Origin of the sequence: Pseudocitrobacter sp. RIT415 (assembly GCF_003057695.2) — a bacterium.
GTDB lineage: Bacteria > Pseudomonadota > Gammaproteobacteria > Enterobacterales > Enterobacteriaceae > Pseudocitrobacter > Pseudocitrobacter faecalis.
On sequence record NZ_QBJC02000020.1, the window covers coordinates 1 to 14,774 of the forward strand.

Below are 14,774 nucleotides of genomic sequence, written 5' to 3' on the forward strand. Positions count from 1 at the left end.
AGCCAGTTTTACATTTTGTTACATTATTAAAACTTGTTTAATTAATTTTGCCTACCTAAATTTTAGATTAATTCATATTTCGTAGTTGATTGGCATTGCCGCGCTTCTTGCGGTGGCCTGAGCATGCTTGTGTTGTTTTAATACCTTATATTTCAATTAGATAAATTGGCATATATCTCTCTGGAGTGAACCATGAGAATCAATAAAAATCCGTCAGAGCCCAGATTCTTGTTTCTGATAACCAAGCCGTCATTACAATCAACGCTTTTGTTACAAGCACTTAAAAAGCGCTTCTACAACGAAGTCACTCTTAAACACTGTGATGTCATCGACAGTTCGGCGATTGAAGATGGCGATCTTCTTTTATTCGACATGATGTCCCTTGAAGAACACACATCACGGCAGTGGTGCCAGGATTTACAAAACTGCCAGAAAAAGTTTAAAACACTACTTTTTAATATACCGCCGCATTATCATCACCGTGAAATTGTCGAATGGCCGATGATTAGCGGTATATTTCATACAGAAACCGGCGAAGAAAATTTAATTGAAGGTATCAAAACCGTATGCCGGGGTGAAAAATTCTTTCCAAAGTCGATTAATGACTATCTTACACAGCAGCTAAATTTGTCCCATCCGCAGTGGAATGAAACCGTTGACCTGACACATCGCGAAAAGCAGATTCTCGGTAAACTTCGACAAGGTGCTTCTAACATCGAAATTGCCCATCTGCTGTTCATCAGTGAAAACACTGTCAAAACGCATATCTACAATCTCTTCAAAAAGCTTTCGGTGAAGAACCGAACTCAGGCCGTATTTTGGGCGAACAAATACCTACGGTGACGACAATGAAAACCGTTCCTCTATTGGCGACTGTTCTGCTTTTACACCTGGCGCCAGCCACGGCTGCAGAACTTGAAGTTCCAGGGTTGATTGTCACACGTGCCGTAACCTCGGTAGGACAAAAATTCTGCCGTGACTTTAGCGAACACTGGACAGATAATAAAATAAACCTGAGTATTATTGAACGCCCCAGCGCACGCTGGGGCAGTATTATGACTATTCGTTATGATCAAGACATTGTCTTTCAGACGATTGTCTCACCTGTCATGCGAAATTATGATGCGGTCATTACTCAAGCCGTCGCATCAGTACAGGAAGAAATACAAAAAAGGATTATAAATCAAGCATTATTACAAACTGGAGACCTTTCCTCCGACGAATATTAATCTGGAATATTTTATCGAAAATAGTCCTTTTGTGCTGATGTAATTTACAACCCGGAAATTAGTCGTAGCGCAATTAATTCTTATTGATTGCGCTCACGGCTTCTTGCGTAAATATTTCACAGAGGGGTCTTTAAATGTCACCATTCAGAGAGGCAAGAACAAGATGCGTATCGTTACTCTGGCAGTTGTAGCTGGACTCTTGTCTGGGTGCATTACAACGCCACCACAAGAAGCCGCCAGGCCCACATTACTCCCACGCGATGCGACCTATAAAGATCTGGTATCGCTCCCTCCGCCGCGCGGAAAAATATATGTCGCCGTCTATAATATCCAGGATGAGACGGGCCAGTTCCAGCCCTATCCGGCCAGTAACTTTTCTACATCAGTTCCGCAAAGCGCCACAGCAATGTTGGTTTCCTCTCTGAAAGACTCGCGCTGGTTTGTTCCTCTGGAGCGTCAGGGGTTAAATAACCTGCTCAATGAACGAAAAATTATTCGTGCCGCCCAGCAAAATGGTACCGTGGGCGATAATAACGCCAGCCCGCTGCCTTCGCTTTATTCGGCTAATGTGATTGTCGAGGGTTCAATAATTGGCTACGCCAGTAATGTTAAAACCGGCGGTTTTGGCGCGCGCTATTTTGGTATTGGCGGCAGTACCCAGTATCAATTAGATCAGGTGGCGGTTAATCTGCGTATTGTGAATGTCCATACCGGCGAAGTGCTCTCCTCGGTAAATACCAGCAAAACGATCCTCTCTTATGAAATTCAGGCGGGCGTCTTCCGCTTTATTGATTACCAGCGACTATTAGAAGGCGAAGCGGGCTTTACCACCAACGAACCGGTAATGACCTGCCTGATGTCAGCCATTGAGGAAGGCGTCATCCACCTGATCAATGATGGGATTAACAAAAAACTGTGGGCGCTGAGTAATGCCGCAGATATTCACTCTGAAGTCCTGACGCGTTATCGCAAAGAAGCGGAAGAAGGCTTGCTGATGCCCGATGAACTCACGCAAGCGCCGCCGCCGCAAACGGTTCGCCCCACTGTACCGGCGCAGTCAGCACAGCAAAATCTCGCCCCGCCGCAAGCACCGTTGCCGAAAGCCGCGAGCGAGAGCAGCTCCTGATGGCATATGCCGGCTGTCACCTTTTCGCAGCCGGTTTTTTAATTCCGTTATTCTGCGCATAAAAAAGCCGCCACAACGTGGCGGCTCATCAGGCAAAATATTGCTTAGTGTTGATTCACAATGGCTGTGTTACCAGACCCGGTCTGTTTCACATATGCCGTGGTTGACACGCCTGCGACGGTCTGATTAATGTTCACGCTGCTGCCATTAGCGCTGGTTTGCAGCACTTTAGCCGCTGCGACCAGGGTGCCGTAACTGCCGCCGTGTTTATCATCATCAAACGATTTATCCCAGCTGCTGCCACCACTCTGATTAATGACAACATCGCTGTCTTTGGTACCACTAGTCTGGTCAACATCCACCAGACCATTATTAACGTTAGTAATTGCGGTGACCGTGTTACGACTGGTTCCGCCGCTTTGATCGATAGTGGCGATACCATTACTGCTATTTTGTTCAAGCGTAATGGTGTTGCTGCTACCATTCTGGTTAACCGTAGCATCGTTTTTGAAACCAAGCTGTGTCACATCCAGCACGTTGCCGCCGCTGCTGTGACCACTGCCGCCTTTACGATCGTTTTTACCGTTGTAGAAGCCACCGCCGGTTTGCGTCAGATCTGCGGTATTGTAGTTACCTTTCTGTTTCAAATTCAGGTCGTTAAAGCTACCCGACTGGTTGACGGTGGCGCCGTTGCCTTGCCCATTCTGGCTAATATAGGCTTCGTTATAGTTACCGGAGAGGTTCGCCGTCAGGTCATTTTTCCCTTTCTGGTAAATCACCGCCTTATTATGTGTACCTGATTGGCCAGGACTGTAGATGTGGTTATCACTCTGGTCCTGGTTAATCACCATTTGGTTATCGGAACCACTTTGGGTGAAGGTATTACCGGAAGAGCCACCTTTAGAGTCGAGCAGGCCTGTACCGATGGTGTTGTTTTTACCCCCGCTTTGGCGGATATACAACAGGCTGTCTTTTGCGGTTTGCAGGGTGCTCAGTGAGTTATTGCCCCCTTCCTGATAAATCAGCGTTGATGAGCCTTTTGCCCCATCCTGCTCGACGTTGGCCAGATTATTGCCGCTACCATACCCCAAGCCGCCTTTATCATCCCAACCGCCATGACCGCCGTGGCCACTGCCGCTGGAGCCGCCCTGGTAGATGGCAACGTGTTCGCTGTTGCTACCCGCATTCGGCCCAAAGCCTGGCAATTCGCTACTGTGCGCGGCAACCGCGTCGTTAGCAAGCCCCGCGGTTGAGGTGAGCTCGGAATTACCACCGTTGGTTACCGCAGGTCCGGTATATTGCGCGAAGGCACTTCCAGAAATAACTAATGATGCAATTGCTGTCAATTTCCAGAGATTCATAGTAGTACCTATTATGTAGTTAACGTAACGGGTTAAATGGACTACCTCGTATAGCCATGAGTGACTTTTACGCTGATAGTTTTACCTACTCCAGTTTGACTGACTTTAATACCTGCCAGGTTATTTCCAACCTGAACAATTTTCGCATAATTTGAATAACCGTCCTGAGAAATAGCCGCTGCGTTCCCAGAACCTTTTTGTATTATTTCAGCATCATTGCCCCAACCCGCCTGACTAATAATAGCAAGATCATTATTACCATAGAGTTGGGTAATGTCAGCCGTATGCCCTCCACCTTGTTGTTGAATAATAGCGTTGGTATTTCTACCGGTATGGTATTGATCAATATCAGCCCGGAGCCCATCCCCATTCTGTTTGATCCATGCGTTAGTCGCATTGCGAGGTAAGTTCAATTTATCTGGTAATGCGTAATCTTCAGCAGACAGAGAGGACAAATCAGGATGTTCATTTGATTGAGAATGCGCATAAACTCCCACAGGAGTGAATGACAATAGTGCTGCGAGGACATAGCCTCTCATAGAATACCTCCAGTCAATATTATTAAACTATTGTGTACCCCCTCGTAAAAATGAATAAGCTACTGCATCCCGGTACGCCACCAGGTATATACGAAATTTCACATATGGTAATAAGCGTATTCACCAGCGATTATTTCGCACTCATACAAAAATAGGATTTGTCCGTGACTGTCAGCAAAAAGTACTATTTTTCTGGGTTGGCATTATCTTGTAAATAAAAATGCGATTGATTTTAATCAATAATTTTATTTTATACTTTTTTATTGAACGTCTCTACATGAAATGTCGTGGAATTCTTTTCCTCGGGAACTATGATAAAAATGTCGTGATACCACGCGTTCTCAAAAACAATATCGCAATATTTGATTGAGGGCACACCATGTCAAAACGTCATAAAGTGCTGTTGAGTCTGGCGGGCATTATGCTGGCCAACGTCTGTATTGCCGGGCAACTTGTCTATACGCCGGTAAACCCCAATTTTGGCGGTAATCCATTGAATGGCTCCACGCTGCTTTCCGAAGCGCAGGCGCAAAACGGCTATTCTGCGCCGAACTCTGATGATTCGTATGATCAAACTTCAGCACTCAGTGCCTTTACATCATCGATCCAGTCCCAGTTGCTGGGGAGTTTGATGGGTAACGTCAGTCAGGGGAAACCCGGTAAACTGGTGACGGAAGATTTCATCGTCAATGTGACCAACACGGATGGACAGCTGGTGATGAATATTACCGACAGAAAAACCAATCAAACTTCGCAAATTGAAATTAGTGGCATGAGCAACTAACACACCTCTGGAATGAAAACCGGCGACACATGGTCGCCGGTTTTCATTCTTCTACTGCGCGTTGCGTTGAAGCCGATGTTCGCCGGTTGGCCAGCCACAGCCCAGCGTTTTTCATCGCAAAGCCAAATATCAACCCCACCGCCAGTGAAGGCACCACCAGACGCCAGTCACCCTGCCCGGCAAAGGTTGCGCAGGCTCCGATAAAGGTACCGGGAACAAATGACAGTAAAAGCTGCTTTGCCTGGATACACATCAGAAACGCCACCACGCCCGTCATCAGATAGCCGACAATCTCCAGATGCGGCGCCATTGCGCTGCCGTAAATAATTACCTGCGCCCACAGTACGCCGCTCATTGTGGTACTAGCGGAAATAAGCAGCCCCTTCAGCCCACCTTGTGGGCAGGCAAAATAGGCGGTACAGCCGAGGAAACCGGCCCAGCTTAATAATCCCAACGACACCGCTACCCAGCCCCAAACGCCGGAGAGAATGCCCGTGGTGATAGCTATAGAGAGAAGTATGTTCATGGCGGGCATTTTAACAGATGCCCGCCGAGTTAGTGAGATCATGAACACGTTTCAGACAATGCGATTACATTAATTGCATCATAAACGTGATTTAAATCACTCTTCTTCCTCTTCCTGAAGTTCATCCCACATTGCGCTAATCGCTTCGCGGGTCAGGAGCGCCAGGGTACGCCAGAACGTGGTCGTCGCATGGGCTTCCACTTTGCCAAGGAAAGTGCCGACCCACGGCAGGAGATACTCTTCAAACAGCGTCTCAAGCGCCTCGTTTTCATCCTCCGCGGCATTATCTTCAAGCCAGGAAGCCGCCAGCAATAAAGTACCGATATGGTCGGCAGGATTTTCGCCAAGCGGCATGCCGCGCGACGTGAGAAACGCGCGTACATCGGCCTCTGTCGCTCCGTCAACCCACGCGCTACGGTATGGCGAAACACGACACTCTTCGCCCACAAACAGGGCGTTGTAATCTGCGGCAATTTGCTGAATATCACAGCTTTTTTGCAGACGGGTCAGCAGTTCATCCTGCTCAAGCGGCCAGTTCGCCGCCAGCTTCCCTTCGCGGATCAGGGTGAACAGCGGAACCAGCAGCGGGTCCTGCGGCTGACGGTAGTACAGCGAGCCCAGCGCCCGGCAGAGAATTGAAAACTCGTTCATTAATTAATCCATCTTATTGATTAAAATTCGGCAAATTCAGGAACCGGAGCTTTGCCGCGTGACTCCAGGAAATTCAGAAAACGACGTGGGGTAACGTTCAGAATACGATCTTCGGGGAAATCGACGGCATCAAGGATCTTCCGACATTCAGTAAACTCGCCCAAAGTAAACGCTGTGTGGGAATCAGAGCCCAGTGCCAGCCAGCCTCCCGCATCACGAACCGCCGCGGCGATGGCGCGACAGTTACCTTCACTCCCGACGCGCGATGTCAGGAATGACGAGTTATTGATCTCCAGCGCCACCTGATATTTGGCTGCCGCCTCGGCGACTGCCTGAATATCAATCGGGAATTTCGGGTTACCCGGGTGGCTAATCATATGCACGTTACCACTGGCTATGGTAGCAATCATCGCTTGCGTATGCGTGGCTTTATCCTGCGGCGGGAAAACCGGCTCGTGGAAGCCTGCAATAATGAAATCAAGCGAGGTCAGCATTGGCCCGGTGCAATCAATTTCACCCTGGGTATTTTTGATGTTCGCTTCGATACCGCGCAGGATCCCCACGCCATCAACGATACGCGGCCAGATACGCATATTAATAAAGTGCCAGGCATGCGGGGCATCAGCCATATCCGGGCCATGATCGGTGATCGCAAAGAGTTTGATGCCTTTTCGTTTCGCTTCGGCAATATAGTCATGCAGCGTGCTATAAGCATGCGTGCTGGCAACAGTGTGCATATGCAGGTCAACAGGATACATCACATTCTCCTCTAACGTGTTAGCGCCAAGAATAGCAGGAAACCAGGCCTTTTATTAGCGAAAACCCGGCAGAAGCCGGGTTTGTGGGAGCGACTAATAACCGCGCTGGCGGTCAACCTGGCCACTTACGTGGTCGCCGCGCTCAAGCCCCGTAATCGTTCGGGCGATATAATCAATGGCCTCCTGCGGGCGGGTTACCGCCGCGATGTGCGGGGTCATCACCACGCGTGGATGCTGCCATAATGGGCTCTCCTGCGGCAGCGGCTCACGGCTGAAGACATCGAGCATCGCGCCCTTCAGTTTATGAGTGTTAAGCGCCTGCAACAGATCGTCCTCCACCACATGCACGCCACGCGCCAGATTCAGCAGATAGCTGTGATCCTGCAACTGATTCAACAAAGTGAGATTAATAATGCCGACAGTTTCCGCCGTATTCGGCAACAGGTTGATCAAAACGCGCGTTTCACGCAGGAAATCGCCCAGTTCTTCGGTTCCGGCAAAACTTTTCACACCCGGCATCGTTTTGCGGCTACGGCTCCAGCAGCGTACCGGGAAGCCCCACGCCAGCAGACTTTCAGCCACTTTACCGCCCAATACGCCCGCGCCCATGATGCCGATAGTAAAATCGTCACGATGATAGTCAGCCAGCGGCTGCCACTCAGATTTCTGCTGCTGCGCCTGATAATCATCAAAACGGCGGAACCAGTGCAGCACCTGGCTTACGGCATATTCCTGCATTTGCAGGCCCATACCGGTATCTTCAAGGCGGAACAGCGGGATAGACTCTGGCAGCATTTCCGGGTTGGCTTTGAGTTTACTGAGAATAGAATCGACGCCCGCGCCCAGCGCGAACACCGCTTTTAAATCGCGGCCCTGCAACATCTCAACCGGCGGATGCCAGACCAGCGCATAGTCGGCATGCTGATTGTCGCCCTTTTTCCATTCGCGAACATTCGCGCCCGGCAGTTGCTTACTCAGTTGAGCAATCCAGTACGGGGTATCAAAGGTCGGATGGTAAAAGATGATCTCCATAACTACTCCTGACATAAAGCGCCATCGTATTTTTATCTCTTTGGCGCGATGTTGATTGATTTTTTTAGCGGATCCTCAGCATAGCAAAATTATCTTATCACTCCTGCAAAAAGCAGCGTGGTGGCAAAAAAGGCGATTTATGACTGATTTAACAGCAAGTTGCTTGAAGTTTGTCTAAACGCGCTATTTTTTAAAAAAGTTTATTGACGCACGCAGCGGATTTCCCTAAATTAGCGCCCGTTCCAGCAGCAACGGAACAAACAATATGGTGAGGTGTCCGAGTGGCTGAAGGAGCACGCCTGGAAAGTGTGTATACGGCAACGTATCCGGGGTTCGAATCCCCGCCTCACCGCCATATTCGAGAAAGAGCTCGTACGAAAGTACGGGCTTTTTTTTCGTATGTTGCACAACCAGGCGGGGTGAGAAGCCCGGACCGGGGTTCGACAACTGGCGCAGCCAGTTGGACAGACCGCGAACGCAGTAGGCCCCCCCTTTTATTCCTCCTCCATCTTCTGATACTCCTCAGCCAGATAATCGACCAATGCTCTGACCGACGGCAATAACCCGCGCCTGGACGCAAATACCGCATGAATCACCTCGCGACGTGGTTGCCACTCATCGAGAACCGACACCAGTTCACCTGATGCCAACTGCTCCCGCACCATCAACAGGGGTAATTGCACAATACCTACACCCGCTATGGCGGCTTCACGCAGCGCCAGCATATCGCTGGTAACCATGCGCGGCGTAAACCAGACTTCAGCACGCGCGCCCTCCGGTCCGGTTAACTCCCAGCGATGCTGCTTACCCGCTCCGAGGCTTAAACCCGGCCAGCCACTCAGTGTTGCGGGTGCCAGGGGTTTTCCCATACGCGCAACCAGTTCAGGGCTGGCTACCAACCGGTGCCCGCGATCTGCCAGCACGCGCATCACCAAATCACTGTCCTCAAAAGGCCGGGGACGTACGCGTATCGCGACATCTACCCCTTCCGCCACCACATCCACGCGTCTGTTGGTTGCCTCAAGCTGCACATTGATGCCAGGATAACGCACCATAAATCGCGCCAGCATCGGCCCAACGTGCACATGCAGCAATGTTACCGGGCAAACGATCCTCACCGTCCCGCGCGGCTCTGACTGTAGTGTCGCCACCGCATCCTGCGCCGCCTCCGCCTCAATCAGCATGGCTTTACAGTGCTGGTAGAACGTCTGCCCGACCTCTGTCACCGTAAAGTGCCGGGTGGTACGATGGATTAACCGCACGCCAAGCCGCGCCTCCAGTTGCGCAATACGCCGACTCAGTTTTGATTTCGGCTGATCGAGCGCCCTGCCTGCTGCTGCAAATCCTCCGTGATCCACCACCTGTACAAACCACGCGAAATCATTGAGATTCTGCATATCCACCTCATCGTTCTATTTTTGGAACAGTCTAGTGCCATTTTGCTATCTACCGGGTGATTAACCACAAATATAAGCTTAATGACATCAGAAACAGAAACGCAGGAGATAACGATGAAACAGATTACTGGCGTGTATACCCCTCCCGTCCCCCACTGGGTAGGCAACGGCTTCCCGGTACGATCACTGTTTTCTTACCAGAGCCATGGCGAGCAATTGAGCCCTTTCCTTCTGCTCGACTATGCCGGGCCGTTCACCTTCCCGGCGGGAAACGAGAAGCGCGGTGTCGGCGAACATCCGCACCGTGGATTTGAAACCGTCACGCTGGTGTACGACGGTGAAGTAGAGCATCGCGATTCAACAGGAAAAGGCGGCGTGATTGGCCCGGGTGATGTCCAGTGGATGACCGCAGGTGCCGGAATTTTGCACGAAGAGTTCCATTCTCAAGCCTTTAGTCAGACCGGTGGTGAACTGAAGATGATTCAGCTATGGGTCAACCTGCCGGCAAAAGACAAGATGGCGACGCCCGGATACCAAAGTATTCGCGCCGAGGATATTCCGCACATCGCTTTACCCGATGGAAGCGGCAACCTGCGCGTCATCGCAGGCCGCTTTCAGGACGTCAACGGCCCGGCGCACACCTTCTCGCCGCTGAATGTCTGGGATATGCAGTTGAAACAAGGGCGCGACATTGACTTTACGCAGCCCAATGGCTGGAGCACCGCACTGGTGGTGTTAAAAGGAGACGTCGCCATTAACGGTGGTGAACGAGCCCACGAAGGTCAGTTGGTAGTATTCAGCCAGCATGGTGAAGCATTCCACCTTCAGCCGCAAACGGATTCCAGCGTGCTGCTACTGGCAGGTGAACCTCTGAACGAACCAATTATTGGATACGGGCCATTTGTGATGAATAACAAGGCGCAAATTGCTGAAGCAATTCGCGATTTTAATTCAGGTCGTTTCGGCCAGATTTAACAACACGAGGTAAATAACATGTCTATTCCCGCTAATTTTAACGGTGCACGCCCGGTGATTGATGTTAATGATGCCGTGATGCTGCTGATCGATCATCAAAGCGGCCTGTTTCAGACCGTGGCAGATATGCCTATGCCAGAACTGCGCGCCCGTGCGGCTGCCCTGGCAAAAATGGCCACGCTGGCAAAACTACCGGTCATTACCACGGCATCGGTTCCACAGGGGCCAAACGGCCCTTTAATCCCGGAGATTCATCAGAACGCTCCACACGCACAGTACGTTGCGCGTCGGGGGGAGATTAACGCCTGGGATAATCCAGAGTTTGTCGCAGCAGTAAAAGCGACCGGCCGTAAGACTTTAATTATCGCCGGTACAATCACCAGCGTGTGTATGGCTTTCCCGGCCATTGCCGCTGCCGCAGAGGGGTATAAAGTTTTCACGGTGATCGACGCCTCCGGCACCTACAGTAAAATGGCGCAAGAAGTTACCCTGGCGCGGGTGGTTCAGGCAGGTGTCGTGCCAATGGACACGGCTGCCGTCGCGGCAGAATTGCAAGGTACCTGGAATCGCGAGGACGCAGCCGAGTGGGCGGAGGTATATACCCACATCTTCCCGGCCTATCAGTTATTGATTGAAAGCTATGGGAAAGCGCAGGACGTGGTGAAAAACAACGAATTGCTCGATTCACAGCGTTGATTTCCGTCCCCGTTCGTATCCGGACGGGGAATATGTTCAATGCTTAACCGAACGAAAGATAATTGAGAAATTATGCTTGACCGTTTTAGGGCAACTCCCTATAGTAGCGCCCCGTTGCCACCCAAGCAGTTCGGCAGCAAAACAATATGGTGAGGTGTCCGAGTGGCTGAAGGAGCACGCCTGGAAAGTGTGTATACGGCAACGTATCCGGGGTTCGAATCCCCGCCTCACCGCCATATTTCAAGAAGAGCTCGTACGAAAGTACGGGCTTTTTTTTCGCATGTTGCACAACCAGGCGGGGTGAGAAGCCCGGACCGGGGTTCGACAACTGGCGCAGCCAGTTGGACAGACCGTGAACGCAGTGAACGGGCTGCCCGCAGGGCGAGCGCAGCGAGTCAATCCCCGCCTCACCGCCATATTCGAGAAAGAGCCCGTACGAAAGTACGGGCTTTTTTTTCGCATGTTGCATAACCAGGCGGGGTGAGAAGCCCGGACCGGGGTTCGACAACTGGCGCAGCCAGTTGGACAGACCGCGAACGCAGTGAACGGGCTGCCCGCAGGGCGAGCGTAGCGAGTCAATCCCCGCCTCACCGCCATATTTTAAGAAGAGCTCGTACGAAAGTACGGGCTTTTTTTTCGTATGTTGTTCAGGTGCCGTCTGCTCCCCTCACCCCGGCCCTCTCCCAAGGGCGAGGGAGAAAACCAGCGCCAAACGCAACAGCCGGCACATTCGTTCCCCCCGGCCCTCTCCCAAGGGGCGAGGGAGAAAACCAGCGCCGAATGCAACAGCCAGCACATTCGTTCACCCCGGCCCTCTCCCAAGGGGCGAGGGAGAAAACCAGCGCCGAATGCAACAGCCAGCACATTCGTTCACCCCGGCCCTCTCCCAAGGGGCGAGTGAGAAAACCGGCGCCGAACTTAACAGCGAGCACATTCGATCCCCTCTCCCTTGGGGAGAGGGTTAGGGTGAGGGGAAAACACCGCACCCCCAAAAACGCCAAAGCCCGGTCACCCGGGCTTTGCCACAACTCTCACTACATCAGTAATACGCTTGCAGCGTCCGCTGGCACAGTGCCGAGCGTACACAATCCTCTTTGGTAAAGCGTACCACCCCGACCATTTCATCTTCTTCAAAACGCTCCAGCGCATCGCTCAGCCCGGACTGCACGCCGCGCGGCAGATCACACTGGGTGATATCACCATTGACGATAACCGTCACGTTCTCCCCAAGGCGCGTCAAAAACATCTTCATTTGCGCAGCGGTGACGTTCTGGGCCTCGTCGAGAATGACCACCGCATTTTCAAATGTACGTCCGCGCATATAGGCGAACGGCGCGATTTCCACCTTGCCAATTTCCGGACGCAGGCAGTACTGCATAAAGGACGCACCTAACCGCTTCACCAGCACGTCATAGACGGGGCGGAAGTAAGGCGCGAACTTCTCGGAGATATCACCGGGCAAGAAGCCGAGGTCTTCATCAGCCTGCAATACCGGGCGGGTAACGATTATCCTCTCCACATCCTTATGAATCAGAGCTTCAGCCGCTTTTGCTGCACTTATCCAGGTTTTCCCGCAGCCTGCTTCGCCGGTCGCGAAGATCAGCTGTTTGCTTTCAATCGCATTCAGATAATGCGCCTGAGCGTCATTGCGGGCCTTAATCGGTGAGTTATCGCGGCTGTCCCGCGCCATACCGATAGATTCCACGCCACTCATCTGCACAAGCGAGGTGACCGATTCTTCTTCACGCTGTTTATGGCTACGTGAATCCCGTCTCAGCACACGTTTCGCTTCACGACGAGCTTTAGTCACTGCTTTTTGTCTTCCCATGGATAGCACCTTGAGTTGTAGGTTTACATCACACGTGCCGTTGGCAGCACGATTATGCGCACGAACGTCTGAGGTTTGGCTTCCTTGTAAGCCATTGCTTGCCTGTCGAACTGACGTGAAAGCACGACTACGCGCATCGCGTTCCACATCGGAAAAGAGAGTGTTGTTTTCAGCGTGAGAGATTTTTGAGGTGACGAAATCGCTGCCGGAAGCTGAACCTCCGCGCAAAGTGGTGCGGTGACTGTTTTTACCCTGTCCGATAAAGGACGCTACCATTCGCGATCTCCATAGTGAACTGCATCACAACCGGGAACTACCGCTACTACTTATTAAATACATCAAAAATAATTAAGAATGCAATTTAAATTTTACCAAAAAGTAACAAATCAGATCGCATCCGTTCACATACAGTCTCTTACATTTATATTACAGAATTATATCAATGGGATAGAATCAGAAAAAAAGAGTGGATAAAACACCTACCCAAAGGGGTAGGCGTTTTTCAGATTATTGACAACGTGCGCCTGGTTAATGCCGGATACGGCGTAAACGCCTTAACCGGCCTACACATTCAGGCCGGCATTTTGTAGGCCCGGGCGGTTTAGCCTGATTCAGGCTTCGAGCAGCGTTTGTCCAAGGTAGGATGCCGATGACGGCACACCCGGCAGCACAAAGAAGTAGCCGCCACCGATGGGTTTGACGTACTCCTCCAGCGCTTCTCCATTCAGCCGTTTCTGTACCGTAAGAAATCCTTTTTCCAGATCGTGCTGATAGCAAACAAATAACAGCCCCATATCCAGTTGCCCCGAATTGGTCACGCCGAGAGAATAACTGTACCCCCGACGCATCATCAGGCTGGATTGTGTTTCAGCGGTACGCGGGTTAGCCAGCCGAATATGACTGTCCAGCGCAATCACCTCACCGTCCGGGTCACGGCTGTAGTCGGGCACATCGTGCTCATGTTGCATGCCGAGCGGTGCCCCTGTCTGCTTATCCCGGCCAAAAATGGTCTGCTGTTCTTTAAGCGGCGTACGATCCCAGAACTCGACGTGGAACTGGATAATACGAACCGCCTGATACGAACCACCCACCGCCCACGCAGGTTCCTGCTGGTCTTTCGTCACCCACACCACATTGTCCATCAGCGCTTTATCACCGCTGTCCGGGTTCGCGGTGCCATCTTTGAAACCCAGCAGATTCACCGGCGTCTCTTGACCTTTACTGCGCGCGGCGTGGTCAGAGATAAACCCTTCCCGCTTCCAGCGCACGCTCAGGAGATCCGGCGTGTGCTTGATGATGTCGCGCAACGCATGGATCACCGTATCCTGTGTATTGGAACAGATTTGCAATAACAGGTCACCGTGGCATAACGTCGCATCTAATGAATCATTCGGAAAGCGCGTCATTTTTTGCAGTTTTTTCGGCGCCTGGGATGCCAGACCGAAACGCTCATCAAACAGTGACTGCCCGACGGAGACCGTCATGGTCAGGTTATCCGGGGCGATCCACGCCCCGAGAATACCGGAATCCATCGGCGGCAAACGCGGATTTGGCGTCTCCGGTGCCGGGCCGCCTTCGGTAAGAAACGCAATCCGCGTGGTCAGCAGGCGCATCAGTCGCTGCAGGTCAGCGCGATCGGTCGCCAGCACGTCAAACGCCACCAGCATCATTGATGCCTGCTGTGGCGTCAGCACGCCCGCCTGGTGCACCCCGTAAAAAGGCTGTTTCTCATCGCGCCCGGTCACCGCTGGCGAATCGGCTTTCGCACCGTGCGCCACCGGGCAACCCGCCGCCAGCGCCAGTGCCCCGACGCCTTTTAACCAGCGACGGCGTGAAGGTTCATCCACGCCCGTTTTATGTTGCTCATCCATG

The 14,774-nt window shown here is 51.7% G+C and carries 15 protein-coding genes and 2 tRNA genes; 8 read left to right on the plus strand and 9 right to left on the minus strand.

The window, feature by feature from the left end:
* Positions 1-192 precede the first annotated feature (192 nt).
* From csgD to DBY68_RS17490, 3 genes are all read left to right on the plus strand, one after another.
* The gene (gene csgD / locus DBY68_RS17480; protein WP_108474415.1) at positions 193-843 is read left to right on the plus strand and encodes a biofilm master transcriptional regulator CsgD; all 651 of its coding nucleotides are present in this window, start codon (positions 193-195) and stop codon (positions 841-843) included.
* Positions 844-848: 5 nt separating this feature from the next.
* Entirely contained in the window at positions 849-1,229 is a 381-nt protein-coding gene (locus tag DBY68_RS17485) for a CsgE family curli-type amyloid fiber assembly protein (protein ID WP_108474416.1), read from the plus strand.
* Positions 1,230-1,392: 163 nt separating this feature from the next.
* A complete protein-coding gene (locus DBY68_RS17490) occupies positions 1,393-2,355 on the plus strand; it encodes a CsgG/HfaB family protein (RefSeq protein ID WP_108474417.1) in 963 nt (320 codons plus the stop codon).
* Between the two features lie 104 nt (positions 2,356-2,459).
* On the opposite strand, the gene DBY68_RS17495 is transcribed toward DBY68_RS17490, so the two are convergent.
* On the minus strand, positions 2,460-3,716 hold the full coding sequence (locus DBY68_RS17495) for a hypothetical protein (RefSeq protein ID WP_108474418.1): 1,257 nt from the start codon (positions 3,714-3,716) through the stop codon (positions 2,460-2,462).
* Positions 3,717-3,757: 41 nt separating this feature from the next.
* The gene (locus tag DBY68_RS17500) at positions 3,758-4,255 is read right to left on the minus strand and encodes a hypothetical protein (RefSeq protein ID WP_108474419.1); all 498 of its coding nucleotides are present in this window, start codon (positions 4,253-4,255) and stop codon (positions 3,758-3,760) included.
* A 379-nt stretch (positions 4,256-4,634) separates the two neighbouring features.
* Here DBY68_RS17500 and DBY68_RS17505 point away from each other — a divergent pair, with 379 nt between their 5' ends.
* A complete protein-coding gene (locus tag DBY68_RS17505) occupies positions 4,635-5,039 on the plus strand; it encodes a curli assembly protein CsgF (protein ID WP_108474420.1) in 405 nt (134 codons plus the stop codon).
* 43 nt (positions 5,040-5,082) lie between these two features.
* Here the strand turns inward: DBY68_RS17505 and DBY68_RS17510 are convergent, their stop codons facing one another.
* From DBY68_RS17510 to ghrA, 4 genes are all read right to left on the minus strand, one after another.
* The gene (locus DBY68_RS17510; protein WP_146745478.1) at positions 5,083-5,565 is read right to left on the minus strand and encodes a DUF1097 domain-containing protein; all 483 of its coding nucleotides are present in this window, start codon (positions 5,563-5,565) and stop codon (positions 5,083-5,085) included.
* A gap of 96 nt (positions 5,566-5,661) precedes the next feature.
* Positions 5,662-6,216, minus strand: coding sequence for a molecular chaperone (locus DBY68_RS17515; RefSeq protein WP_108474422.1), 555 nt, complete (start codon positions 6,214-6,216; stop codon positions 5,662-5,664).
* Between the two features lie 20 nt (positions 6,217-6,236).
* Positions 6,237-6,974: a phosphatase gene (locus DBY68_RS17520; protein ID WP_189623320.1), complete on the minus strand. Its 738-nt coding sequence runs from the start codon at positions 6,972-6,974 to the stop codon at positions 6,237-6,239.
* 93 nt (positions 6,975-7,067) lie between these two features.
* On the minus strand, positions 7,068-8,006 hold the full coding sequence (gene ghrA, locus DBY68_RS17525; RefSeq protein ID WP_108474424.1) for a glyoxylate/hydroxypyruvate reductase GhrA: 939 nt from the start codon (positions 8,004-8,006) through the stop codon (positions 7,068-7,070).
* 267 nt (positions 8,007-8,273) lie between these two features.
* On the opposite strand from ghrA, the gene DBY68_RS17530 reads away from it, so the two are divergent.
* A tRNA-Ser gene (locus DBY68_RS17530) sits at positions 8,274-8,361 on the plus strand.
* Between the two features lie 139 nt (positions 8,362-8,500).
* Here DBY68_RS17530 and DBY68_RS17540 read toward each other — a convergent pair.
* Entirely contained in the window at positions 8,501-9,403 is a 903-nt protein-coding gene (locus DBY68_RS17540) for a LysR family transcriptional regulator (RefSeq protein ID WP_108474426.1), read from the minus strand.
* A gap of 114 nt (positions 9,404-9,517) precedes the next feature.
* Between DBY68_RS17540 and DBY68_RS17545 the strand changes: the two genes are divergently transcribed.
* The 3 genes from DBY68_RS17545 to DBY68_RS17555 all read left to right on the plus strand — a co-directional run bounded on the left by DBY68_RS17545 (position 9,518) and on the right by DBY68_RS17555 (position 11,310).
* Positions 9,518-10,378 carry a pirin family protein gene (locus DBY68_RS17545; RefSeq protein ID WP_108474427.1) on the plus strand — a complete coding sequence of 287 codons (861 nt, stop codon included), beginning with the start codon at positions 9,518-9,520 and terminating at the stop codon, positions 10,376-10,378.
* Between the two features lie 18 nt (positions 10,379-10,396).
* Positions 10,397-11,074 carry an isochorismatase family protein gene (locus tag DBY68_RS17550; protein ID WP_108474428.1) on the plus strand — a complete coding sequence of 226 codons (678 nt, stop codon included), beginning with the start codon at positions 10,397-10,399 and terminating at the stop codon, positions 11,072-11,074.
* Between the two features lie 148 nt (positions 11,075-11,222).
* Positions 11,223-11,310, plus strand: a tRNA-Ser gene (locus DBY68_RS17555).
* An 803-nt stretch (positions 11,311-12,113) separates the two neighbouring features.
* Here the strand turns inward: DBY68_RS17555 and phoH are convergent.
* Positions 12,114-12,902, minus strand: coding sequence for a phosphate starvation-inducible protein PhoH (phoH, locus tag DBY68_RS17565; RefSeq protein ID WP_189623323.1), 789 nt, complete (start codon positions 12,900-12,902; stop codon positions 12,114-12,116).
* 611 nt (positions 12,903-13,513) lie between these two features.
* Positions 13,514-14,773 carry an iron uptake transporter deferrochelatase/peroxidase subunit gene (gene efeB, locus DBY68_RS17570; protein WP_108474430.1) on the minus strand — a complete coding sequence of 420 codons (1,260 nt, stop codon included), beginning with the start codon at positions 14,771-14,773 and terminating at the stop codon, positions 13,514-13,516.
* Position 14,774: the final 1 nt, after the last annotated feature.